The following is a 23482-nucleotide window of genomic DNA, read 5'->3' as shown; positions in this document are numbered from 1 at the left end:
CCCTGGCCACGTGTTCCACCCCAGCATCGCCGCCCCAGCCCGGCCCATGTACGCCGGACGCAACGGGGCCCTCAAACAACGCATCACAAAGGTCGAAAAGGCTGCCGGGTTCCGCATCATCGACTGCTCCGCCGCCCCCACGCCCCTACCCCACGCGGACACGACTTCCTCCGCATCGCCGACACGACCCGTCCGAAATCGCAGTGAGCCCCTGGAACAGGGCCGCCGGAAGAGGGAAACCTGACTGCTTTCGCTGCGTGACGCACTCGCAGTCTGGATCAGGGGAACGTGGCGGATTGGTCCGACTGCTTCGATCCCGACGAGTTGCGCATCCGTCTCGACGTGGCGCTGGAGGAGAACGCGGAGCTGCGCGAGGAGATCGCCCGGCTGTGCAGCCTCCTTGGCCGAAACGTCCAGGCCGTAGGACGGTGATGTCGTCGCGCACCGCCGGGTGTCGGTCCGGATCGGCGTGCTACGACGCGCTCCCCGCGCCTGGCTGGACCGTGCTGACGCTCAGGATGCCGACCGTCCCGGCGCAGGCAGTCGAGCGGTAGGCGACGTAGATCGGGGTTGTCTGACCCGGCGGGTAGACCTGCAGGTATTGCGCGGCAGTCGGGTGGCACTGCTCCGCGGGGTAGTTGCCGGCGTTTGTGATCCGTAGCAGCGCGTTGCCGGTGGCCCCCGGCGCCAGCGTCACCAGCGTGGGGGGTGTGATGGTGTTGCGGGTGGCGGCCGGGCCGATCTGACGGACGGGGCTGCCCCCGGCGAGCGACACCCCGGGGTAGCCGTACAGGGTGCAGGCGGTCTTGGAGATATTGGTGAAGTCGATCACCTGGTAGACGCTGCCGGCGGCGCCCTGGCTGACGCCCGGTCTGGCGCTCAGATAGCGGGTTGGGCAGGCGGCGGTACCCCGATGCGTGGTGCCGGTCGGCGCCTCGGTGCCGGTGCCCGTACCGCTGGCCCGACCTGCAGCCGGTGCGGCGGGCGCCGTCGTAGCCGGTGCGCCCGAAGTAGCCGGTGCGGCAGGCGCCGTCGTAGCCGGTGCGCCCGAAGTAGCCGGTGCGGCAGGCGCCGTCGTAGCCGGTGCGCCCGAAGTAGCCGGTGCGTCGGAAACCGTCGCTGCGGCGGTGCCACCGGAGGAGGAGCCGGCCGAGCCCGCGCTGCAGCCGGTGGCGATCACCGCGATGCAGGCGAGTGCGGTGGCGGGGAGTACTCGCCGGAGTATGAGTGGAGCTGACAACGCGGTTGCCCTTCTGCTGCGCGGAGCGGCTCATTGGCCGTGTGACACTCATGACGCCGCGCGTGCGGCGCCGGTTGTACCAGACACGTCCCAGCGGTTTCACTGTTGTGTCCCGGCCGCTCGGCGCCCAGACCGGCTTGCCGGACATGGCAGGTCCGGTGTTCCGGCCAGCCGGGTCCCGTCCGGCGAGGCCGGCAACTGCTGGCTCGCTCGTCTGCCCTTGCAGACAGGCAGTGCCCCTCACCCTTCAGGCGGTTCAGGGTCCACCGGACCGTTCGGCTGGATCGAGCAGTCCGTCGCGTCCGGGACGGAGCCAGATTGCCGGCCGTGACGAACACCCGGCAGAGAGGGTCTGCGCCCCTCGGGCCCGGGCCCGTCACCGGTCGCCACCGTCGGCACGTCCGGGACCACCACCCCAACGCCACCCTGGCCGCCGACCCCAAACTCGCCGAACTCCGCCAGGCTGGCCTGCACCCCGACACCACCGGCCTGTGTTATGCGGCCGCGCTGGCCCACCCGCACTCGGCAACCGAGACCGGCCCGGTCGCACCTGGCGGCCGGGCAAGGACCCGATCAAAGTCGACTGCCACACCTTCACCACCAGCGACCAGCCCGTCGCCATCCCGTATGGAATCTACGACATCGCCACCAACACCGGCTGGGTCAACGTCGGGACCGACCACGACACCGCCGAGTTCGCGGTGGAGTCCATACGTCGCTGGTGGCAGCGCCGCGGACAGGTGCACCACCCGGACGCAACCCGGTTGCTGATCACCGCCGACGCCGGCGGCTCGAACGATCCCCGCCGCTGGACCTGGAAGAAACACCTGGCTGCCTTCGCCCTGGAGAGCGGCTTGGAGATCACGGTCTGCCACTTTCCGCCGGGCACTGAGGCGGCCCTCGGCGTGTGGACACGGGGGTTCATGCTGCGAGTGTGAGTGTACGTGCTCTCTGCTGTTGCTGTTCGAATTCGGCTGGTGAGAGGTAGTTGAGGGCGCTGTGGCGTCTGCGGGCGTTGTAGTAGGTGAGCCACTGGAAGATCTCCAGCCGCGCCTGGCGCATCGTCGAGAACAGCCGTTGGTGCATCGTCTCCCTCTTCAGCCCCTGCCAGAAGCTCTCAGCGAGAGCATTGTCGTAGCTCGAGCCGACGCGCCCCATGCTCCTGCGGATCCCGAAACCACCACAGACCTGCGCGAACGCGGCCGACGTGTACTGGCGAACCTCTGTCCGCGTGGAAGATCACTCCGTCGACGTTGCCGCCGCGGGTCGCCACCGCCATCTTCAGTGCGTCGATGACCAGCTCGGCGCGCATGTGCGAGGCCATCGACCAGCCGAGCACTCGGCGTGAGCAGATGTCGATGACGCAGGCGAGATACAGCCACGAGCCACCGACCTGCACGTATGTGATGTCGCCGCACCACTGCTCGTCCAACCGCGCGGCGGTGAAGTCGCGTTGGATGAGGTCCGGGGCGGGCGGTGCGAGCCGGCCGGGGACCGTGGTGCGCTTGCGGCGTCGCAGGTGGCGGCCTTCGAGCCGGTTGACGCGCATCAGGCGCTCGACGCGCTTGCGGTTGACCGTGCGCCCGAAGCTGCGCAACTCGGCATGGACGCGCCGGACTCCATAGGTGCCCTTGTGCTCGGTGTGGATCTCACGCATCTCCACGAGCAGGGCGTCGTCGGCGGCCTGCCGCTCCTGACGGGTCTTCGCGCCGGCGATCCACCGGTAGTAGCCCGAGCGCGAGACCTGCAGGACCCGGCATATCCGCTGGACGCCGAAGGTCTCGGCGTGGGCGGAGACGAAGTCCCAGCGACGGTTCTTCACTTCATCTCCTGGAGGCGAAATACGCCGCTGCCCGGCGCAGGATCTCCCGCTCGAGCTCCCACTCCTTCTCCGCCTTGCGCAGCCGGCCGTTCTCCGCGCGCAGCCGGGCCAGCTCCTCATCCCGGCTCTCCGCGCTCTGCTCGCCGTGGCTATGAGCGCGGCCCGCGTGCTCGTCGGCCTGGCGCACCCAGCTCCGCAGCGTCTCTCCGGTCACCCCGACATCCGCCGCGACCGCCGCGTACGTGCGCTTCCCGCCCGCCGCGCGGTACAGCGCGACAGCGTCGTTCCTGAACTCCGCCGGATACGGAGACTTACGTCCCACCAGGACACCTTCCCTTGGATCTGCAAGATCCATTGTCAGAGTGTCCACGTCACGGGGGTCGCCTCAGTAGGGACCCTCCCCGCGGGCGCGTACCTGCTCCCCGCACGCGCGGGGATGGTCCCGACCAGATCGGACGCGCCCTCGGTATCGCCCGCTGCTCCCCGCACACGCGGGGACGATGGACGCTTGCAACCGCGCGGAGCCACATCATCTGTGACGGCCTCGCCCGGAGCGGGCTCGCATCGGCACCGAGGTCTCCTCGGCCCGAAGCGGCGGTGCTCTACAGTCGTCACCAGCCGCATGCCCGGTGACGGTGGCTGCTCAAGCGTCAGGTAGCGGACTCGACATCGTCGGTACAGTCACCGAACGTCCATGCGTTCACCCACTGCTGTGCCGTCGCGAGGTCGGGCGCAGTGCCTGCTGGCACGAAGCGGAAGCCGTCCCACTCCTCCAGCGCCCTCGGCTCGCCGGGGCGCAGGTGCCTGCCGCCAGCGTGCGGCGGGCCGTACCGGCGGTACTGATCGAGTGGCGGCCGGCGGCGCTTGTTGTAGGCGGCGAGCGGATCACTGGTGTCGACGCATGGGATCGCGCGGGAGGGCTGGTGCGGCGGTCCGGGTCGGGAGTGCTTGCCTATGGGGTCGATGGTCTCAGGCGGCGACGGTGGTCGGGCGGGCTGCCGCAAGGTCCTTGGCGCGGGGGCGGGACGGGCACGGGCCGCCGGGAAAGGACGGCCCCGCGCCTCAGCACGTCGACTGCTTCGAGGCCAAGGTAGGCAGCCGTGCTACGCATCAGGGGAGGCCAAATTGGCCATTGCTCTTTCATGTTCCTGATCCAGGATCTCAGTGAACCTTCTGTCGCGGTCAGACACGTGGTGATGTCGGTGATGCTCTGCCACCAGGGTCCAGTATCTGCGCCCCGGTGGGGCGGAGAAGATCTGGGCAGAAAGAGCCTTCAGTTCGCCCTCGCCGATCATTCCTATCTCAAACATCGAGCGCCAGAACGAGAAGATGAGGTTAGTGTAGATGTGCTGCCGGTCCTGCTCGTCATCCCCAGTAATTGTCCCCCAACAGGCACGGAGCTCTGGATCATCCAAAGCCTTGGACAGCAGATCACTGTGCATGGAGCGGTGCGTCAATTCCCGATTGACCGTGGTGTCGCGCGCCTGCAGGATCAGCGAGGCAGCGACTCCGGCAAGCGCCAACATGCTGAAAACCGTGGCAATGTCTCCGTACGTCGCCGCTACGTCACTTAATCTCGCCCAGTCCCTAGTGTGGAGTTGACCGATAGCCAAAAGTGCAAGCGGCGTGCAGAGGAGAAAGGCCAGCAACGCCAGCAGCGCCGCACCGATCAAGAGATAGCGCCGATCGATCCACCGGTCACGGTCATGCCGCCGCCCACTCGCCCTCGCCACATCTGCTCCCTGCGCCGTTCGGGTCTAGACTGATACTGACACGAACTCGTCGTATCCGAACGGGAGTTCAAGGCAAGTGTCAAGGGGGTTCCCTGGTGCAAGTCGACTTCACCGGCGCATCTTGGTGCAGAAGCAGTGCATGCGGCGACGGTGCCAGTTGTGTAGAGGTAGCGCACACCGTCACCTCGATAGGGGTTCGCGATTCCCGGGGGGCGATCCTGGTCTTCAGTGAACTTGCGTGGCAGTTGTTTGCCACTGCTTTCCAGGCGAGAAGTTCGGCCAGGATCGGAGTCGGGGCCGGCGGAGTGGACCTCCCTCAGCGGCTCTCGCAGATCCGTAGGTGACGCTCGGGAATCCTCCCCAGGACGGGCAGGCCCTTCGCAACGAACTCCCGGTCCCAGTTGGCGGTCGTCGGCGATAAGCCGCCCTCGGTCATGGACAGGACGAATGCGGCGTTGCCCGGCTTGAGGTAGGTAGCGATCTCCGAGAGGCTCTCATCGCTGTTTTCCGTTTCTCACAGGGGATAGCCCCTAACAGAAGTGGTTGATCATGTGACTTTGGGCTTGTCCGCTCGCTGGTCAAGAGGCCAACGGGAATACCTGCCCCAGGAGCTCGGCTTCGGTTCGGGCATGACCTGCTGGCGGCGCCTTGCGGCGTGGAACGATACAGGGGTGTGGGACCAGCTGCATGCGCTCCACGAGGACGTCGACGGCCCAATGTGGCGCCGCGGCACCATCGTCGCCTGGGCGAGCAGCCGCCCCGGCAAGGGCCGGCGCAGCTCCGCCCCCGCTGCCGCGCTGCCCGCAGTCCCCGTCGACGGGGACCCCGACGAGCTGTTCGGCACATCCGAGGTCGCGAGCCTGTTCGGCTACAGCAGCGTCGCCTCCTTCTCCAGCGCCCTCTATCAGGGTCGCATCCCCGAACTGCCCGAACCGGAGACCCTGGAGAGGCAGGAAGGCAGCCGCGGCGGACCCCGCAAGAAGTGGCGCCGGGCCACCATCCTCGCCGCCGCCCGCAAGCGCGGTGTGCTGCCCGCCGCCGACCAGGACGCGAACGAGGACCTGATCGGCGCCGCCGAAGCGGCCCAGGTCCTCGGATACACCAACGCCGACAGCCTCATCAGCGCGCTCGGCCACGGCCTCCTGCCCGACCTCGAACAGCCCGACGCCTTCGAATACCGCCGCGGCAGTGCCGGCCGACCACGCCAGCAACGCTGGAAACGCTCCCGCCTCCAGGAGCTGGCCGCCCGCCGGTCCTCAACGCCCTGACTACAGCGCACCGAACCGCATCACACACGGGATACCGTAAGACTGCGGCCTCCGGTTGAAGGGACCGACGAACTCCCGGCAGGCCAGACGCCGCACGATGGCCGGGGTGGAGAGGCCAGCCACCTTCCCCGCCGCGAAGCCGCACAGCTTCGCGGCACCGGCCATCGCCACTTCCCGAACGCTGCCGCCCGTACGTCGGCGACGACCTGGTCCGGGCAGCAGGCTCGCGCAGCGACAAACCCGGAGGAGACGCCCGCAGTGGGCTGAGATACCGCGTACCTTTGAATGCGCCTCCGGGGCTTGCCGACAGCTCCCCCGGAGGTGCCCGTTTTTCAGGCCTTGGCTGCAGCGACTTCGCGGGCCCGGCCTGCGAGTTCCCGCACTGCGCGTGTCTTGGCGTACGGCGCGAGTTCCGTGCGCATCGTAGCGAAGTGATCGTCACCGCGGACGGACGAAATGTGCTCGTACTCGCCAAGGAAACGCAGCCAGGAGTCGCACGCAGCCTCAACGTGCCCGTGCCGCAGTTGCCGCTGCGCGAGAACCGCGTAGGCGTGGACGCGTCCCTGCCGCTCCTGCGCTGGCTGCACGCGGATCGAGTGCTTCATGGCGTCGATGCTGCCCCTCAGGTCACCCTCCTCCATCAGCACGTGGGAGACATGGAACAGGTAGGCGGTCTGGTCGTAGCCGCCGATCGCGTCCCGCCGGTTGTCCGCCTGCGACAGTGCTGCCTCGGCCTCGCGCAGCCGGGTGTGGGCCTGGCGCCGGTCCTTGACCATGGACGCCGCATGCGCCTGCTGCCCACGCAGGAACGCCACCAGGCGGGGGCCAGCCGACGGCGCGGCCTCAGCTGCCGAGTCGGCCAGTTGCAGCGCCATCCTTCCGTGCCTCAGGTTCGACGCCTGGAGTGACATGCCACGCAGCGTGCGGCAGTAGGTGACGTGGTCGTCCGCCTCGTCGGCGAGTTTGAGCGCCTTGGTGTAATACGTCTGCCCCAGCCCGTGGGACTTCTCGTACATGGCCATCCAGCCCGTGAGATAGGTCAGGTCTGAGGCCGCTGCGAGCATGTCGAGCTTGACCGCTTCGGAGGCCTGTGCCCGCAGCCACGGCCCGACGGTGTTAACGAGGAACGCCGCTGCCATGGGGCGCGCGTGGCCGGCGCCGAACTCATCGAGGATGTCCGCGATCCGTTCCGTCATCGAGCGCACCGAGGCGACTTGCGAGGCGCCGATCCGGGTCGTGGCTTTGCCCGGGCTGACCGGGTCGTCTGCGGCCCGAGCAGAGGGTTGGAACGCAGGCACGGTGAGCGCGGCAGAGAACAGGGTTGCAGCCAGGACTCCGCGACGGGATGGATCCATATCCGCCCTCCCTAAGTCGATCAACTCCTCCACAGTGTCGACTGGTTGAGCGGCATCGCCGGACCGCGCGGGCTGAAGCCCGGCTTCCGCATGAGTGACCGGTCGACCTAACCGGGCCGACAGAGCCTCAAGAATCAGGGGCCTGACCTCGGGCTTCGGCGGCGTACCGGCGATCCAGTGCGCGACCGCCGTCCTGTCGTACGTCAGTTGCAATCCAGCCTGGGGGCCGAGCCGATTGACTTGCTGCGCCAATTGCGTGCGAGTCCATCGCGCCTGCTCAAGCAGCCTGTCCAGGGCAGGGTTGGGCGTGCGTTTCCTCGTGGCCATGTCATCACTCCCGACAGCTCCATGGCGTTCACGGTGTTCACGGTCCCACCTGCTACCAACCGTACCCGCAGACAGTGACCGCGCGATTACCTCTACGAGTAAACCGAACCGTCTAGGCCTTGGGAGCAGAGGTCGATCAGCGCACCTCCAAAGAGCATCGGCGCCGCCACGAAAGGCGACCTCTGCGGCGAGCGCCCGGCCACGCACGATCAAGCGCAGAATCCAGGGAGCCTTCCCATGAACCCCCCAACGCACCAAGCCACTTCGCCCTCCAGCGCGCCCGACGACCACGAAGCCAGCGACCACCCGGTCAGCGCCACCGTGCTCCTCCTTCCCCTACAGCACGAGGAAGAGCCCCGATTCAAGTGGCAGACCAAGCTCACGGCGAACGCGGGTGCCGGCCCCAACGCCCGGCTGCGGGTCCGCACTCGGCTCACCGCGGCCCGCTGGTCCGGGAACATCGACGCGGCGGCCCGGGTCGCCGACAAGCTCGTGGACAACGCCATCCGGCACGCCAGGCCGTTCGGGCCCGGCGAGGGCTGGATCGAGCTCAGGCTGACGGTGCTCTCCGGTACGGACGAACTGCTCATCGAGGCAGACGATGCCACTCCCGAGTTCGCCGACTTCAACAGAGCAATGAGCGCCACCCCCTCGGGCCCTCCGCCCGGGCTCTGGTGGATCCGCCACTACCAGGGGACCCTGTCGTGGGACCCGAAAACGGACGCCGCCACGGGTGACGTCGTCGGCAAGACCGTGGCAGCATTCCTCCCGACCACCTGGGGCCCGGCATGAACCGCACGGGGCAGATGCCGCGCCGGCCGGTCGAGGGCGACCGGGTGATCCCGCCCGCACGGCCCGCGGGCTTCACCCCGACCAGCCTCCGGGTAGACCCCCCACTCGTCGCCCACGACATGGGGGACCTGGCCTCGCGCGTGCGCAGCCTGATGGCGCTCCAGCAGCAGGACGTTCTCCAACTGCCCTTGGGCGGCCATTTCTTCGACATCATCATCACGGCGAGCGGTCCGCAGGCGTATGCCGCCATCAAGGTGATGGACGAGATCCAGCACACCGGTGACGACCGGGCGGATGCGTGCGGGCCGGTGATCGAGGACCCGCAGCGGTCGTGGCTCATCTGGCTCGTGCCCCCGGGCACCGGCGAGCAGTGGACGCCTCACCGCTACGCGACGTGCCTGGGCCAGCCCCACCGCCTCGCTCTGCCGGCGATGACGTCCGTCGAGCCGCCGGGGCCGTACTGGCTGCGCCCCTGCCGCGGCGACCGGCTCGTACCACCTACAGCACTGCGACCCCTGCTCGACCAGTTCCAACCGCACCCCGCCCCGCATGAAACGCTCCTCGGATCCGTGCTGAACACCATCGCCTGAACTCCGCGTGCGGCCGGACTCCCCTGCCCCCTGCCCCGGCCGCACGCGGTCCGCGCTCCCCCGTTGCCAAGACTCCTCGCACCATCACTCACTGGCGAGAAGGCATCCAACTGCGGCAACTCGGCCGCTGATACGAGGAGGGCAGATCCACAGTCGAGGCCAGCCGGACGCAGCCCTGCTCATGCGCGCGCTTGAGGGCCTTCGTCGGCAAGCCTTCGCGCCGGTCTGATGGCCCTTGAAGCATGACCGGCACTCACACTCCAGCTGGGCATATCAAGGTCCGAGGCTCCGAGCGGGCAAGCAAGGCAATCACCACACAGGCACTTCCCACACCGAAAGGAAGACCGTGTTCAACCACATGGATCGATTCCCCACCGGTAGCCCACTGCCGCAAGGACACCTGACTGCCGCCCCATGGGGCCTGCGCCGCATCGCCCCATACCCGCCCGTTGAGGACCCCGCCTACGCTTCGGTGAGGCTGGACCCGGCGACGCAGACCGCCCGGTACTTCGACGCCTCCGGGGCACCCACCATCTCCCCCAGCCACGGCACGTCCTCCGGTACGAACCCCAAGACCGGCACCACAGGCCAAGGTGACCGCAACAGCGACTCCCCGGACAGCGACACGGGGAACGACACCGACCAATGACTCCGGTGACGAACGACGATCGTCCGGTCCTGGTCGTCACCAACGTCGACGACCCGACCGCGGACTTCGTGATCGCCGAGCTGCACGACCGGGGTGTCCCGGTCGTGCGGTTCGACTCCGGTGACTTCCCAGCCACCCTGTCGTGCTCCGCCGCTATCGGTGGCACCGACAGGTGGCGGGGAAGCGTGCAGACCCCGAGCCGACGTGCCAACCTGGGCGCGGTGCGTTCCATGTACTACCGGCGCCCCTCCGGGTTCGCCTTCCCCCACCTCGACAAGCAGGACGAACGGTTCGCCGTGGCCCAGGCCCGCTACGGGCTCGGCGGCATCCTGACCTCCCTGCCCGGCTGCCTCTACGTCAACCACCCCAACCGGATCGGCGACGCCGAGTACAAGCCGGCTGGGCTCGCGGCAGCGGCAGCGGCCGGCTTCATGTTGCCGCCCACGCTCATCACCAACGTTCCCGACGACGCCCGGGCCTTCCTCAAGGAGCACGGCCCGGCCATCTTCAAGCCGGTCGCGGTCCCGCTCTACCTTGTCGACGGCAAGGCCCAGACAGTCCCCGTCACCGAGGTGACCGCCGATGAGATCGACGGCTCCGTGACCGGCACCATGCACCTCTTCCAGAAGCGCGTGCACAAGATCGCCGACATCCGGGTCACCGTGATCGGCGAGCAGATTTTCGCGGTGCGGATCGACTCCGGCCTCCTCGACTGGCGCACGGACTATGGCACGCACACGTACACGCCGCTTGCCGCGCCTCCCGCAGTGGAGCGGTCGATGCGTGCCTATCTGAAGCACTTCGGGCTCGTCTTCGGGGCGTTCGACTTCGCTCTGACCGACCGCGGCGAGTGGATCTTCATCGAGTGCAATCCTTCTGGGCAGTGGGCATGGATGGAGCCGCCCACCGGTCTGCCGATGACTGCCGCACTCGCCGATCTCCTGCAAGGAGGTATCCGTGGCCAGTGAGCCCGATATCGAGACGACCGCAGCCGATCTCCGGCGCCGGCTCGCCTGGCAGCTGGAGAAGGACGGCTGGCTGCGGTCGCCCGAGTGGCGGACCGCCGTGGAGGCCGTGCCCCGCCACAGGTTCATCCCGCGCTTCTACCGGGAGAGCGACGTCGCTGGCATCACCACCTGGGAGCCGGTCACACAGGGGACGGTCGGTATCGAGGAGTGGCTCCGGCTCGTCTACACCGACGAGACGTGGATGACCCAGTTTGACGGCCGGGACATCGACTGGGCCGACCCGAAGCCGATCAGCAACGCGGTCCCGACCTCGTCGTCGACGTTGCCGGGCCTCGTGGTCCGGATGCTCGAAGACCTCGACGTGAAGGACGGCATGAGGGTGCTGGAGATCGGCACCGGAACCGGCTACTCGACAGCGCTGATGTGCCACCGGCTCGGCAGCGAGAAAGTGACCTCGATCGAGACGGACGACGGCGTGGCCCGATGCGCCCGCGAGGCTCTCACCGGATCCGGACATACCCCTCACCTGCTGGTGGGGGACGGCCGAGTCGGCCACCCGGGCGGAGCCCCCTACGACCGGCTGATCGCCACGTGCGGCTTCCGCAGCCTCCCGCCCGCCTGGCTGGAACAGGTTCGGCCGGGCGGCGTCATCCTCACCACCCTGCGCGGCTGGATGCGCTCCCTCGGCCTGGTCAAGCTCATCGTCACCGGTGGCAGCGCGAGCGGCCGGTTCAGCGAGGACGACCCGAGCTTCATGATCGCCCGTCAGCAGGATGCTCCGGAGAGCCTCGGCATGGTGCCGGGCCCCGACGACGGAACGAAGCGGAAAGCCACGTACGGGCCAGAGGTGCTCAGCACTTCAGGCCGGGCTTTCATGGCGCAGCTCGCAGCGCCGGACGCCCGTTTCTTCTCCATGGCGGTCGACGGCGGCCCGGTCAGCACGTTCCTGCTGGACAGCGTCACCGATTCCTTCGCCGTCCTCGCTCCCACGGACGGCGGCTGGCAGGTCCGCCAGGGCGGCCCCCGCCGCCTGTGGGACGCGGTCGAGTCGGCGGTGGGCACCTGGGAGGAGTACGGCTTACCGAACACCGCCGCGTTCGGCGTGACCGTCACCCGCGACCAGCAGGTCGTCTGGCTCGGGAAGCCGAACGGCCCGCAATGGCCGCTACCCTCCTGAGACAGCAACCACCGACACGAGGAACGCCAGGATGGACGACGAACCGCTGAAGGACTGGGCGGAACGCCGTGACGCAAAGATCGGCCGACTTCGCGCCGTGCCTGTCGTGCCCGGCAGCGGGCCCAGGGCATCGCATCTGAACCCGGATGCTCCACGCGCCATCGAGCGGTGGAACGGGCACATGTGGGAGCCGTACGGGTTCGCCGCCAGCCTGGCCGAGGCCAAAGCCATCTTGTATCCGGAGGCCAACGAGCCGTCACCTCCAGGGCCGGTGCCGAAGCCACTCGGCTCCGGCACCGGCAAGCACCGCAAACCCCAGGCACCCAGGCCGGACGGTGGCGGTCGGGCACAGAGGTGATCAGTGCTGCCGTGCCTGGGGCTGCTGCGGGCGCGGAGCGGCGGGGTGCACCGTGGCGTAGCGGGCGTTGGCTGCCCGGGCGCCTGTCTCTCGCCGAGGCGGCGGATGCGCCAGGTCAGTGCTCGCGCGGGGATGGCGGCTCAACATACAGGCCCACGGCGCGGTCCACTCGACGTACACCGACGCCCCGGCGCTCATCCCGCAGTTGGCGAAGGCGGTCGGGATGAGCGACGAGGATCTGCAGGGCTGGATCGGCACCCTCGCTCCCGCCCAGGCGGTCCGGATCCAGCAGGCGTACCCGCGCGCCTTCTTCGACCTGCATCTACGACACCGCCGGAGCCATCTGCTCGACGGCCCCAGCCCGTCCTTCCCAGAAGTGAGGTTCATCCCCTGAGTGAAGGGGAGCGACCCGCCCGGGGGTCGGGTCGCTCCCTCGTTGTCCGGTCCTGACTGGTCGTCTGGTTCCAGAGGGGATCATCTCGCGGCACACATGGTCCCGGAGTAGAAGTCCCGGCGGAGAATGCGTGAATCGGTCTCCCGGCATCATCGATCGATCGTCAGGGATCGGCACAACGTCTCAATCTGTGCGGCATCGGCTGTGAGACGAGGGGCCCATCCCACTTCTCGCTATAGCCCGTCAGGCACGGAGCGCCATAGATCACCGTGCCCGGTGGTGACTACTGTTGGACGGCCGTGATGCGGGTGGCGTAGATCGGAGTTGAGGCAGCGGTGCGGGTTGTCCGCTTTTCCTCGTACTCTGGTCCATTTTCTCGGACACACCCCGGCCCCGGAAGGACAATGTCGCGTACTTGAGGCGAGGCCTTGCGGCCCACCGCGTACCGCCGGAGGTGAGGCATGTCCGAGGATGCGGCTGCTTCGGTCAACATCTTCACCCTCGACGAGCCGTCGGCGACCGGAGCCAGCCTGCTGCGCGCCGCAGCGAGCCTCACCGCCGAGACTGCCCGAGGCCTGAGCGTCGGGATCGACCTCCAGGCGGAGTTCCAATCCGCGGTCGACGCCAAGCTCACCGACGCCGTGAAGGCCTCGTTCCGCACGTCGGAGTCGGCGTCGATCAGTGCCGAGGCCTCCGCCTACTTCCCGGTCGACCTGTTCAGCTTCGCTGGCGTCATCGCGACCCTCAAGGCGCAAGCCGAGGCCAAGGCGAGCGTCGGTCTCGACGTGAGCCTGCAGCCAGCCGCGCTCCTCGACGCCGTCCTGGCCGAACACGCAGACAACCTGTGGCTGCCCTACGTCGAGGTCGTCGCCCGGCAGTTCTCGGCCAGGGCCGGGGTGCAGGCCAGCGCCGCGGTCTGCGTGAAGGCCACCGCCGAGACCAAGATCGGGCTACGACTGTTTCCGTCTGGCAACGACCGGGCCGGCACGGTCTTCGTCATCAACTACGGCTACGGGTTCATTTACGGCTACAGCTGGAGCCTGACCGCCGAGCTCGCTTTACCCGACCCGGCCGCGCTGGTCAAGGGCCTGCTCCAGGTCACCTCGGGGCAGCTGCGCCATGCCCTCGATGCGGAGAGCAGGACCCGGCCGGAGCCCGCGAAGTCGGCGCTCGCCGCGGCCGCCGACCTGGTCGACCTGGCCGTCCCGGCGCTGGCCGGCATGCTCTGCACATTACTCACCGACGAGCCGGGTACCGGCCGCGACGCCCGGCTGCGCAAGGCGGCGGTCGACCTCGGTCTCACCCTCGGCCGCTACCTGGTCGAGCGCGCGGTCGAGGCGGCCACCACCGAGCTCGGCCATTTGCTCGAGGACCTGGGCCTGCCGGTCGAGGTCGAGGTCGGCAACCAGCTCCGCCGCCTGCTCCAGGCGCTGCAGACCGTGGTCGTCGGCGGCCCGCTCCGGTCGGTGCTGCCGGTGCTCATCGACGAGGCCGTCGGCGCGGTGCTCACCCTGGTCTCGCTCGCGACCGCCGAGGCCGACCGCGAACGGGTCGCTGACGTGGCCATCGGCATCTGGGCCGGGGTCGGCCTGCTCGTGCCGGCGGCGGCCGGCCCCGCCACCCCGACCGGCGCGTTCCGGCGGCTGCTCATCGTCGCCGGCGTCGACCCGGCCGTCGGCGACCCCGCCGACCTGCCCGCCCACGCGCTCGCCGCAGTCGCCTCGCGCCTGCTGCAACGTGCTGGCGCCGCGAAGTGGCTCGGCGACGTCACCGGCCTCTCGCTCGCCGAGTTGCTGCTGCTCGCTCGCCGCGGGTTTGACGGCGACTCCGCCACGGTGCTGCGCGGATTCCTGAGCGCGGTCGGCGACGTGTTCAGCCGGGAACTGCTCGACGAGCTGCCACTGGACACGCTCGGACTGCCGCCCGAGACGGTGCAGAGCGTACGGTCGCTGCTGCGGGTCGCCATCGAGGAGCTGCCCGGCCTGCTCGATGACGTCGACCAGCGGGAGGTCGTCGCGCGGCTGCGCGAGCGGGTCAGTGTCGGCCTGCTGCAGACCGTCGCACCGCCTTTGCTGGCATTTCTCGAGCGCCTCGCCCACGAGGCCTTCGATCAGGCCGTGCCGGCGGTCCAGCGGCTCGAGGCGGCCGCCCGCGACGCTGGCGACGTCGTCCCCTCCTTCCCGCCCGGCGGACCGCTGGAGCGCTTCACCACCGCGCTGAGCGACCTCGGCCGCGAGTTCGTCGATGTGACGGTCGGACTGCCCACCTCGGTGCTGCTCGGCCATCTAGCCACCAAGCTCGAACGGTGGCGCGACATCCGACTGCCCGTCGAGCTGGGCCTCATGCGGTCCACGCTCTGCATGAGTGGCGAGACCAGCGACGACCTGCTCGACCGGCTCGACCGGCCCCGGGTCGCCGTCGTGGCCGAGGCCCTGCTCTCGTTGCTCGAGCACCACCTCGACCAGATCCGCTCGATGACCGTCTTCATCATCGAGGACAGCTTCGACCTGACTGCGCGGCTGACCGTGCTGCCGTTCGAGCAGGCCGCCCGGCTGTTCGCAGCCACCGTCAAGTTCTCCTTCGAGGCCACCGCCGCACTGATCGTGCTGCTCGAGGACGCGGCCGGCGAGCTCGACGAGCGGGTGAAGAGCCTCCAGGACGAGGCGGCGCTGGCCGCCGGGCGGATCGCCGAGCAGTGCGGCGCGCTCGCCGGCCGGGCCGCCGACCTGGCCGACGACCTGATCAACCAGGTGATCACCGACCTCGTCGGCAACGACCCGGTCGCTCGGCTCGCGGCCCAGCTCGCGTTCGACGCGCTCACCGGCGGGATGCGGCCGATCCTGAACCGCGCGCTCGCCGACACGGCGGTCGTGCTGCGGGCGGCCGGCGAGTCGATCACCGCGGCGGCACGGGCCGGCACCCTCGCCGACGGCGGTGTGTCCGGCATCCTGCGCTCCGCCGTGACCGCCACCGCGAACCAGGGCGTGAGCATCCCGATCACGATCCTCGTACCGATCATCCCGCCGTTCTGGTTCGAGACCGTCACGATCGCGACGGTCCAGGTACCCGCACAGTGGCTTGGGCAGGCCCTGTGGTCGGCGCTGACCGCCGGCCTCGGCGTCAAACCGATCCTCGACTCGATCAGCGACGCCGCAGCCTCGCTAAAGGCCACCAACGCGGCGCTCGACGCGATCCGGGCGGCCGGCTCGGCGGACGCGCTCCGGCAGCGAGCCGAGCTGCTGCGCAGCCAGGCGGCCGCGGCGTACCTGGGGGAACCGATCACGATCGAGTTCGCCGCAGGGCCGCCGCAGTCAGTCACCACCGCCGCGACCAGCTTCGTCGTGCAGGGCCACGTCACCGGGATCGACCGCGGCTACGTCGCGCCGACGACGGTCTCCGACGCCTCCGGGTCGGTCGTCATCCCGCCCCGGGTGCGCTTCACCTGCCAGGGCGTCGCCGTGCCGTACGACGCGATCGCCTGGGCCGACGCCGGCCCGCACGATCTCGCTTTCGCCTTCCGGGTCAGCACTCGGCCGGAGGATCCCGCGCTGCGCGCCGTGAGCGTGCGCCCGGGGCTCTGCGTGGTCTCGGCGGTCGCCGCGGCTGGCGCCTGGAACGGGCGGTCGGATGACACCGGGGCCGGGCGCTCGATCACGCTGTTCCTCGCACCGGCCGCCGCCCGCGACGGCGGTCAGGTCGCGCTCGCCGGTTGGCGGAACGCCTCGGGCCGGGCGCATCTCGTCTACGCTGCCGAACCGGGCGGGCTGTGCCTGCTGACCCGCGACGGCGACAGGTGGACGCCGGCCATGATCGAGCCCGTCACGCCGCGGCCCGCCTCCGGCCTGCTCGGCTGGAGCGACGCGCACGGCACACCGCACCTGGTCTACGTCGCTGGCGCCGGGGGCGTCTGGGAGGCCCAAGCGACGATTGGGCCGGCGGCCTCGATCGAGGTCGACGCCGTGCCGGCCCGGATCGGACGTCCGCAACGGTTCGTGGCCCCGGGCGGCGCCGAGCACGTCGCGTACCTCGACGAGGCCGGGCACCTGCGCGTGGCCCGCCGGGATCCGGGCGGGGAGTGGGCGGTGACTGACCTGACCGCGGCCGCGATCGCGCCCCCGGCGGCCGGTGCCGGCGGTCTGGCCGCGTGGACTTCGGCGGTCAGCGCCGATGCCGACCTCGTCGCCGAGGGCAACCTGCTGCGCAACCCCGCGTTCGCCGACGACCCGCGCAACCGGTGGGAGGATGCCGCGTACTGGACGCGGTGGACCCAGAACCATCCGGGCACCGTCATGGTCACCGACCTGCGCAGGTCCACGCTGCCGTCGCCGCTGTCCGCCCGCATGATCCATGTCGGGACCACGATGCCTGACGCCGGCCTGGTCCAGACGTTCCTGCCCGAGCACACCGGACCGGCCGCGGCCGAGGCCGCGGCCTGGGTCTACCTGCTGCGCGGCGAGGTCGCGATCGGCACCGGAAACGGCGGCTCCACCGGCTACGATGCCCGCACGTCGGCGCGCGGACGGTGGGTGCGACTGGCGGCGCGCAATGGCACCAGTCCGGCCAACGAGTTCATCGTGTACGCGTCGAGCAAGGGCGGCGCCGAGTTCTTCGTGGCCGGCGCGTCCGTGCGCCAGGTCGACGCCGAACCGGTCGCGGGCGCATGGAGTCTCGCCTACGGCGGCGCTGACGGGCGTCTGCACCAGCTGACCTTTGCCGCGACGGTCGGCACCTGGCAGGCCGTGGATGTCACCGCCGTGTCGGGCGCACCGGCGTGGCGTGTCGATACCGACCTCGTCGGGTGGGCCGGCGTCGGCGGCGAGCCGCACCTGGCGTACTGGGGCGAGGACGGGCAGCGCTACGAGGCGGTCGGCCCGGCCTCCGGCATCGCGGCGGGCACCACCGTGAGTGGCGAGTGGACCGTAGGGCTGCTCGGTCCGCCCCTCCTCGGCGGGCGCACTGCGGCCCGGCACGCCGCGGCCACCTGGTCGGGGCCGGATGCGCGCCTGCTCGCGACGACCGCCGGTAACGACACGCTGGAGCTGCTGCGCGCTACACCGGACGGCTGGGTAGCGCAGGCGCCGGCCGAGCCGCCCGTGCCGGCCACCCGGGAATCCATCGTGGGCTGGGCCGACCCGGCCGGCGAGAGCATCGCGGTGATCGACGCAGGACGCGCGATCGTCGTCGCTACCCGCGACAGCACCGGCTGGACTGTCGCGGACCTGAGTGCATCGGGGGCGCCCCGCGCGTCCGGTACGGGGGAGGTGGAGCTGTGGCGCAGGACAGTGGCTTCACGCTGACCGGACTGGTCGAAGCAGTGCTCGACACGCTCTTCGGGGTGGCCGCCGCGCAGGAACCTCCCGCGCTCGTCCACCCGGTGCTTGGCCGGGTGGAGAACCGGCTGGCCTACCTGTGGCCCACCGGCGAAGGGGACGGGCCGCCGCCCGCCCGGCTGCTCACCCCGGCCGGGCTGCGGACATTCCTGCTTGGCGCCGGGGCGGACAGCCAGGCGCTCGGCAAGCTAGAGGTGCTCGGGCTGCCCGCCGACCCCCTCCAGCAGGCCTGGTCGGCCGATGGCGCCGCCATCGGCGACCTGGAGCTGAACATCGCCGAGGACACCGCCGCCCCGCCGAGCCGGCTGGAGGCTGGCGGCGCGGTCACCATCACCCTCTCGGCAGTGACCGCCCTGTGGTCGCTAGGCCCGGAGTCGGGCGCGGACGGAGTGGCCGCGGCCACGGCCGCCTACGCCGACCTACTCACTGCTGCTCTGGTAGGGCGACTTCAGACCGAGGACCTGACCCAGGCCCGTACCTACCTGGCAGCGACCGCGTCCAGCTGGCTGACCGCGTTGCTCGCGCTGGCGACGCTCAAGGCCGCTCAGCAGGCCGGGACCGCCGACCCGGACCCCGGACCGGCGATCGACGAGGTGGTCGCCGCCTACAACGCGATCCGGACCGACCCGCCCGGCTACCTCGCCGACGACTTCCTCGGCGGCCATCCCGCGACCCGGCCCATGCCGGAAGACGCAGCCAGCGTCGGCGGCGACCGGGTCGATGACGTGCTGCGCTCGGCAATCCGTCACACGGCCGCTGGCAGACCGGTCGCTGAGCCCGGTGTCAGTAAGGACACGCCGGTCAGCGGGCCAGCGCCGGACGTGGACAACGCAGTTGTGGCGGCGGCCCTGAAGCTGGCTGCGGAGGCGCCCCAGTACACCACCGACGCCGGCCGGCGCTTCGACGACGGCTTCGGCGACAGCAGCAGCTTCGTGCAGCGCGCGCTGGCCGCCGCCGGTCTCACCGCGTTCGAGCCCACCGCGGGCGCCAGCCTGACCAGCTACGACATCGCCGCCCGCGACGACCTGTTCCAGACCGTGCGGCAGGCGTCCGCACGTGCCGGTGATGTGCTCGTCCAGGGCGGCTACGCCGTGGTCGACGGCGCGGTCACTTGGGTCGGGCACTGCGGCATCCTGGTCGGCGAGTCCGCCTCCCGGCCCGGGCTGCTCGAGGGAATCTCGCTGGACGCGCGCGGCCCGACCCTGGCCGGGCTGTGGGGCGCGCCCGGCAGCTCGTATGCCTTCGCCGACAACATGCTCGCCCGCCGCCCGAGGGCCGTCCGGCCGGCCGGGGATGCTGCCGACCGTCTACCGCTCGTCCCATTCACGGCCACCGATCCCGCCGCCGAGGTGGTCAACGAGGCCAAGATGTTCTCAGCGGTACCGTTCGACCCGGCCGCGGTCGGCTGGACCGCCGGCGAGGCCGAAGCACAGCCCGCGCTCCAGGCGACCCGGCTGGGCCTGCGCTGCACCGTCCGGCCGGGACACACGCCCGAGCTGGTCATGCTGCGGTCCGGGCCGATGGCCTGCCGGCCAATCGGCGTTCCCGGTGCCGACGGGTACGAGCAGCAGATCCAGGCCTACTTGGTCCCGGACGACGTCGCCCGATTGCGCGCCCGGGACCCGGTCACCGGCGAGCTCCTCGACATCGACGACGCCCGCCTCGTCTACACGATGGGGTCGGACGTCGCCACCCGGACCGTCCAGCGGCTCCAGAGCTACCGGGGCGATGGGCAGCTGCGGCCGGTGCAGGTCAACGGCCTCGACGGCCCACGAGCCGAGCGGGTCTGGAACGTCAACGTGCCAGCCGACCTGGGCACCGCACAGCAGATGCAGCTCTGGTGGGGCGGTGAGCAGTCGGTACTCTGGCAGCCCAGTGACGGCGTCGACCCAGCCGACATCCCGCTCGTCGGCCTACAGCCCGGCGAGACGATCGCCGTCCACGCCGAGGTGTCCGCCCGCGCCGGCAACGACGAGCCGCCGGTCTGGTACCGAATCAACGCGGGCTTCGCACTCGACCGGCTGCGAACCGACCGCGGGAGCCTCGACGCCGAGTACGCCCTGCTCACCGAGGGATACACCAAGGCCCGGGTAGCCAGCGGCATCGCGGGCGGCGCCACCGTGCCCGACTGGGCGGAACTGCGGGTCATCTGGGGTGGGTCCCGGGCCTCGCTGGTGCTCCAGCCGTACGACGTGGTCCCGGCCGCCCTCTTTTCGTACGCGACCTGCGACCCGATCGAGATCTTCGCGCCCGCGCTGAGCGAACCCGCGTCGGGCGACCAGCCGCTGACCGTGATGTCGTCCCTGCCCACGCTGTCGCGCGGAGTCGTGCAGCAACTGTGGACGGCCCACAAGGTGTCCAACGAGAGCTTCGCTCCGGGCGCGGACGACGAGTTCCCCACCACCGACTACCCGGACCAGGTCGTCGGCGCAGCCGGCGTCAAGGATTTCCGGCGCAACCGGGCGTTCTACGACGCGCTCGCCACCGCGGTCACATATGGTCCCAGCGGCCGCAACGGCGGCTCGATCTTCGGCGCCGGCGATCGGCGCACACTCGTACCGCACGCCAACCCCAACTCCCGCCCGCCGCACCCAGCCTGGACCGCCGCGCGGAGCCTGCAGCTGCGCCGGCTCTACCCGCTGCGGCACTTGATCCGTCTCGGGGTCAACCCAGACGCACCCGAGATCGGCATCACCCAGGACGACCGCGACTGCCTCCGACAGGAATACGTCTTCCACCTCAAGTTCACCGACGACTACTACCAGCAGTTCCCCGGCTTCAACCCCGCGAAGGTTCTGCCCACCACCGTCGTCGGCCACCGGGACGAGGTGCAGTACGACGACGCCGGTGCACCGATCCGTCCGGGCCTGATCGGAAAGCGAGAAACGATCCTCGTCCCGCGCCGGGCCGACCTGCGGCCGTTCCCGGACGCGGGCCTGCGCCCGCGAGAGCGCATGGTCGAGGGTCTCACCTACAGCTACACCCGGCTGATCGACACCGCAGAGGAGCGGATCGACACCGTCCAGCAGGGCGCGCAAGCGTTCGCCCTGACAGTCGCGTCATTCCTGCAGGCGGCGAGGAACGGCGACCCGATGCCGGCGGGTGCGGCGCCCGCGTACCTGTGGCCGCTGGTGCAGCGAATCGCCAGGCTGCTCCGCGGGGCCGCACCGCAAGCCGGGACACTCGACTGGTTCATTCGCTCCCAGCTGCTCGCCGCCAACGTGATCGAACGCTTCGCCCAGCCCACCGGCGCCATGCTGTCACCGAAGCCGCTCACCGTGATCCCGACGTCGGGCTGGCGGCCACCGGAGTTCAACGAGGCGGTGTCGAGCGCGGCCGCGAGCAACCACCAGCTCGGTCTGGCCACCGACCTCCAGCCCGAGGGCGCGGGGAGCAGCGCGTCACGCAACCCGCTCGCCCAACTCTGCATCCACGAGGTCGCCCAGAACCTATACCAGGGCGGCTTCCTCACCGAGTGCCTGCTGGAGAACAGCCGCCGCGAGGAGTGCGTCGGCCTGTTCCTCGCCGACAAGATCGGCGGCACCATCAACGAAAACGTCAATACCAAAGGCGAGCGGTTGTACGTGCTGCGAAGCGCCGGCGCCGACGAGCCGCTCTCCGACGGACAGCTGATGGGCCCGGGCGCCGCCACGAAGTTCGCACTCGACGTCAAGCTCGCCCGGGCCTTCCGCGAGGCGTTCGACAAGAGCGTGCAGGGCCTGCCCAGCACCTATCCGTGGCCGGCGCCGACCTACCTGGACATGTATCTCTATGCCCTGTGCGACACCTCGCACGTGCATCACACGTGGAACCCGGACGCCTAACCGGGGAAAGCAGGTCCCGGATGTCGGCGTCCGCGATGATCGTCTCGACCAACTGGCACAGCCGGGGGTTCCGCTGAACCGGTGCATAGCCCAAAGCACGCGAACCCACGCCACACCGCGCGTGATCGGATGCAGTGTGCCACCGGTTCCCGGCGTGAGCCCTCCAAGATTCGGCGAACCCGTCGGTTTCAGGTCGTCGGCGGCTCCATGATCGAAGCCGAGATCTGCGACGGCGACTGGGTCACCGTCCGCCGCCAGCCGGTCGCCGAGAACGGCGACATCGTGCCCGCCGCGCTCGACTTCCGCACCTCGTTGCGTCCGTGGTGTACCAGATGTCGGGCAGTGTCGCCTTCAGATAGCCGCCGTACCGCGCGATCGCCAGCCGCTGGTCCAGCACGGCGACCACGCCCCGGTCCCCGGACACCCCTACAAGACGCCCGGCCCCCTGAGACATGAGCAGCGCCGCGTAAGTCGCCACGACCGCCGTGAAGCCGTTGCTGGCTCTTCGAGTGCGGGGCACCCGTCGCATTCCGCGCCCCGCCGAAGGTGCAGCTCAAGGCCGGCTCATCGCTGCCTGCTGTGAGTCGGTGCACAGGTCGAATACGGCGTCGGCCAGCTCGGGCAGGTCGGTCAGCTCGATGTTCCTTGGGTTGGCGTCGTAGCCGATCAGGCCTAGGAGCCGGTGGACAATGGCGGCCTCCTGCTGCTGGCGTTGCCAGTCGGCGTCGTTGAGGCCGTCGTCAACAAGGGGCGGCGGTGTCTTGCGGAAGCGCTCGTCCTCTGCAACGCACTCTGTGACCTGGCTGCACCCGTTGCCCCTGGGCACCGAGGCCAAGGAACAGGAGGTGTTCCGGCGCGTGCTGGCGGGCTTCGAGGCCGACCTGAGCCTGTACCGGCTGGAAGAACACGCCCTGAGCCAGCACGCCGCCGAACTGCACCGGCGCACCGCCGGCTATTTCAAAGCCCTCACCTATGTCATCTCCGCCGCCGCCGTCATCGCGATCCGCAGCGGCAGCGAGAACATCACCATGAAAGAGATCGACGCCGCGACAGCCCAGCTCGGCCCCTGAAACGAGCCGCAGCGGGCAGCGGGCCGTTCGCCTCGTATCACAGGGCCTACCCGGTGGATCCGGTTTCGCCGTCGCCTGCACAGGTGTCGTTGGCCGGCACGTTGACGTAGTTGACCCCAGGAAAGAGCCGGATGCGGCTCTCATCGACGCGGACTCTGGCTGGCCGCGGAGCGTCGTCCGAGAGGTGGCACAGCACCTCCGCTTCACGACGGCCGTCCCTGGTGGTGTACCAGGATCGCAACTGGCCGAAGCGACGTTTCCCGTCGGCAGTCTCAACGAGCACGGGCGGGTCCGGTACGCGTCCCGGCCCTTCGGTGACCTGAGCGAAGAAGCCTTCCTCGCGTAGCTGGGTACACAAGTCCACCAGTGAGGATGCCTGGGTGCTTCCCGGTTCCATGCCGATCTCGAAGTGCTCTTGAAGACCGAGAGAGGACAGGTTCGCGCTGCCGAAGTAGCCGGTGACGCGGTCGGCTACCACAAACTTGGCGTGCATGATGCCGGGGTTGGCTCCGGTCCACCAGTACAAAGAGGTTCTTCCGTATTCAGCACAGTCTTTGACGAGGTCGTTCAGCGGTTGGGCACGGC

The 23482-nt window shown here is 69.8% G+C and carries 19 protein-coding genes and 5 pseudogenes; 16 read left to right on the top strand and 8 right to left on the bottom strand.

Going from position 1 to position 23482, the window contains the following annotated elements:
• Positions 1-288 precede the first annotated feature (288 nt).
• A complete protein-coding gene (locus tag ACWGKT_RS38570) occupies positions 289-432 on the top strand; it encodes a hypothetical protein (RefSeq protein ID WP_453277325.1) in 144 nt (47 codons plus the stop codon).
• Between the two features lie 40 nt (positions 433-472).
• Here ACWGKT_RS38570 and ACWGKT_RS38565 read toward each other — a convergent pair whose 3' ends face one another.
• Positions 473-1180 (bottom strand): DUF4232 domain-containing protein, encoded by a 708-nt coding sequence (locus tag ACWGKT_RS38565; RefSeq protein ID WP_453277350.1) that lies wholly within the window; start codon positions 1178-1180, stop codon positions 473-475.
• Positions 1181-1761: 581 nt separating this feature from the next.
• Here ACWGKT_RS38565 and ACWGKT_RS38560 point away from each other — a divergent pair.
• Positions 1762-2130, top strand: a pseudogene (locus tag ACWGKT_RS38560) (ISAzo13-like element transposase-related protein); the annotation flags it as partial.
• 31 nt (positions 2131-2161) lie between these two features.
• Here the strand turns inward: ACWGKT_RS38560 and ACWGKT_RS38555 are convergent.
• From ACWGKT_RS38555 to ACWGKT_RS38545, 3 genes and pseudogenes are all read right to left on the bottom strand, one after another.
• Positions 2162-3384 (bottom strand): annotated as a pseudogene (locus tag ACWGKT_RS38555) (IS3 family transposase).
• A gap of 328 nt (positions 3385-3712) precedes the next feature.
• Positions 3713-4066, bottom strand: a complete 354-nt coding sequence (locus ACWGKT_RS38550) for a DUF6087 family protein (RefSeq protein WP_453277324.1) — start codon at positions 4064-4066, stop codon at positions 3713-3715.
• Between the two features lie 99 nt (positions 4067-4165).
• Positions 4166-4795: a DUF6082 family protein gene (locus ACWGKT_RS38545; RefSeq protein ID WP_453277323.1), complete on the bottom strand. Its 630-nt coding sequence runs from the start codon at positions 4793-4795 to the stop codon at positions 4166-4168.
• On the opposite strand from ACWGKT_RS38545, the gene ACWGKT_RS38540 reads away from it, so the two are divergent.
• The 3 genes and pseudogenes from ACWGKT_RS38540 (at position 4678) to ACWGKT_RS38530 (ending at position 6063) form a co-directional block, all read left to right on the top strand.
• On the top strand, positions 4678-5139 hold the full coding sequence (locus ACWGKT_RS38540; RefSeq protein WP_453277322.1) for a DUF397 domain-containing protein: 462 nt from the start codon (positions 4678-4680) through the stop codon (positions 5137-5139). The two genes, ACWGKT_RS38545 and ACWGKT_RS38540, sit on opposite strands and share 118 nt — an antisense overlap.
• A 255-nt stretch (positions 5140-5394) precedes the next feature.
• Positions 5395-5490: pseudogene (locus ACWGKT_RS38535) on the top strand (IS5/IS1182 family transposase); the annotation flags it as partial.
• Positions 5467-6063 (top strand): hypothetical protein, encoded by a 597-nt coding sequence (locus ACWGKT_RS38530; RefSeq protein ID WP_453277351.1) that lies wholly within the window; start codon positions 5467-5469, stop codon positions 6061-6063. The pseudogene ACWGKT_RS38535 and the gene ACWGKT_RS38530, both read left to right, overlap by 24 nt.
• A gap of 332 nt (positions 6064-6395) precedes the next feature.
• Here ACWGKT_RS38530 and ACWGKT_RS38525 read toward each other — a convergent pair whose 3' ends face one another.
• On the bottom strand, positions 6396-7745 hold the full coding sequence (locus ACWGKT_RS38525; protein ID WP_453277321.1) for a hypothetical protein: 1350 nt from the start codon (positions 7743-7745) through the stop codon (positions 6396-6398).
• A 237-nt stretch (positions 7746-7982) separates the two neighbouring features.
• On the opposite strand from ACWGKT_RS38525, the gene ACWGKT_RS38520 reads away from it, so the two are divergent.
• The 10 genes and pseudogenes from ACWGKT_RS38520 to ACWGKT_RS38475 all read left to right on the top strand — a co-directional run.
• A complete protein-coding gene (locus tag ACWGKT_RS38520; protein WP_453277320.1) occupies positions 7983-8537 on the top strand; it encodes a hypothetical protein in 555 nt (184 codons plus the stop codon).
• Complete coding sequence (locus tag ACWGKT_RS38515) at positions 8534-9127, top strand: hypothetical protein (RefSeq protein ID WP_453277319.1); 594 nt, start codon at positions 8534-8536, stop codon at positions 9125-9127. Before ACWGKT_RS38520 ends, ACWGKT_RS38515 begins: the two co-directional genes overlap by 4 nt.
• A gap of 346 nt (positions 9128-9473) precedes the next feature.
• Entirely contained in the window at positions 9474-9776 is a 303-nt protein-coding gene (tgmA, locus tag ACWGKT_RS38510) for a putative ATP-grasp-modified RiPP (protein ID WP_453277318.1), read from the top strand.
• The gene (gene tgmB / locus ACWGKT_RS38505; RefSeq protein ID WP_453277317.1) at positions 9773-10744 is read left to right on the top strand and encodes an ATP-grasp ribosomal peptide maturase; all 972 of its coding nucleotides are present in this window, start codon (positions 9773-9775) and stop codon (positions 10742-10744) included. The genes tgmA and tgmB overlap by 4 nt, the downstream gene beginning before the upstream one ends.
• Entirely contained in the window at positions 10734-11921 is a 1188-nt protein-coding gene (gene tgmC / locus ACWGKT_RS38500; protein WP_453277316.1) for an ATP-grasp peptide maturase system methyltransferase, read from the top strand. Before tgmB ends, tgmC begins: the two co-directional genes overlap by 11 nt.
• 31 nt (positions 11922-11952) lie before the next feature.
• The gene (locus tag ACWGKT_RS38495) at positions 11953-12279 is read left to right on the top strand and encodes a DUF6087 family protein (protein ID WP_453277315.1); all 327 of its coding nucleotides are present in this window, start codon (positions 11953-11955) and stop codon (positions 12277-12279) included.
• A 118-nt stretch (positions 12280-12397) separates the two neighbouring features.
• Positions 12398-12673, top strand: coding sequence for a hypothetical protein (locus tag ACWGKT_RS38490; protein ID WP_453277314.1), 276 nt, complete (start codon positions 12398-12400; stop codon positions 12671-12673).
• A gap of 461 nt (positions 12674-13134) precedes the next feature.
• Entirely contained in the window at positions 13135-17970 is a 4836-nt protein-coding gene (locus ACWGKT_RS38485; RefSeq protein ID WP_453277313.1) for a hypothetical protein, read from the top strand.
• Positions 17943-21827 (top strand): hypothetical protein, encoded by a 3885-nt coding sequence (locus ACWGKT_RS38480; RefSeq protein ID WP_453277312.1) that lies wholly within the window; start codon positions 17943-17945, stop codon positions 21825-21827. The genes ACWGKT_RS38485 and ACWGKT_RS38480 overlap by 28 nt, the downstream gene beginning before the upstream one ends.
• Positions 21828-22016: 189 nt before the next feature.
• A pseudogene (locus ACWGKT_RS38475) lies at positions 22017-22145 on the top strand (LexA family protein); the annotation flags it as partial.
• Positions 22146-22224: 79 nt separating this feature from the next.
• On the opposite strand, the pseudogene ACWGKT_RS38470 reads toward ACWGKT_RS38475, so the two are convergent.
• A pseudogene (locus ACWGKT_RS38470) lies at positions 22225-22281 on the bottom strand (hypothetical protein); the annotation flags it as partial.
• A 99-nt stretch (positions 22282-22380) separates the two neighbouring features.
• On the bottom strand, positions 22381-22653 hold the full coding sequence (locus ACWGKT_RS38465) for a hypothetical protein (RefSeq protein WP_453277311.1): 273 nt from the start codon (positions 22651-22653) through the stop codon (positions 22381-22383).
• On the opposite strand from ACWGKT_RS38465, the gene ACWGKT_RS38460 reads away from it, so the two are divergent.
• Positions 22640-22897 carry a hypothetical protein gene (locus ACWGKT_RS38460; protein ID WP_453277310.1) on the top strand — a complete coding sequence of 86 codons (258 nt, stop codon included), beginning with the start codon at positions 22640-22642 and terminating at the stop codon, positions 22895-22897. The two genes, ACWGKT_RS38465 and ACWGKT_RS38460, sit on opposite strands and share 14 nt — an antisense overlap.
• 46 nt (positions 22898-22943) lie before the next feature.
• Here ACWGKT_RS38460 and ACWGKT_RS38455 read toward each other — a convergent pair whose 3' ends face one another.
• Positions 22944-23423: a phospholipase D-like domain-containing protein gene (locus ACWGKT_RS38455; protein WP_453277309.1), complete on the bottom strand. Its 480-nt coding sequence runs from the start codon at positions 23421-23423 to the stop codon at positions 22944-22946.
• Positions 23424-23482 lie beyond the last annotated feature (59 nt).

This window comes from Streptomyces sp. NPDC054794 (assembly GCF_053611585.1).
This window is presented reverse-complemented; position numbering and strand designations above follow the sequence as displayed.

Excerpts from the sequence above, each read along its gene's own strand:
- ACWGKT_RS38520 (WP_453277320.1), top strand. The coding sequence starts at position 7,983 with ATGAACCCCCCAACGCACCAAGCCACTTCGCCCTCCAGCGCGCCCGAC.
- tgmB (WP_453277317.1), top strand. The coding sequence starts at position 9,773 with ATGACTCCGGTGACGAACGACGATCGTCCGGTCCTGGTCGTCACCAAC.
- ACWGKT_RS38515 (WP_453277319.1), top strand. The coding sequence starts at position 8,534 with ATGAACCGCACGGGGCAGATGCCGCGCCGGCCGGTCGAGGGCGACCGG.
- ACWGKT_RS38485 (WP_453277313.1), top strand. The coding sequence starts at position 13,135 with ATGTCCGAGGATGCGGCTGCTTCGGTCAACATCTTCACCCTCGACGAG.
- ACWGKT_RS38525 (WP_453277321.1), bottom strand. The coding sequence starts at position 7,745 with ATGGCCACGAGGAAACGCACGCCCAACCCTGCCCTGGACAGGCTGCTT.
- ACWGKT_RS38495 (WP_453277315.1), top strand. The coding sequence starts at position 11,953 with ATGGACGACGAACCGCTGAAGGACTGGGCGGAACGCCGTGACGCAAAG.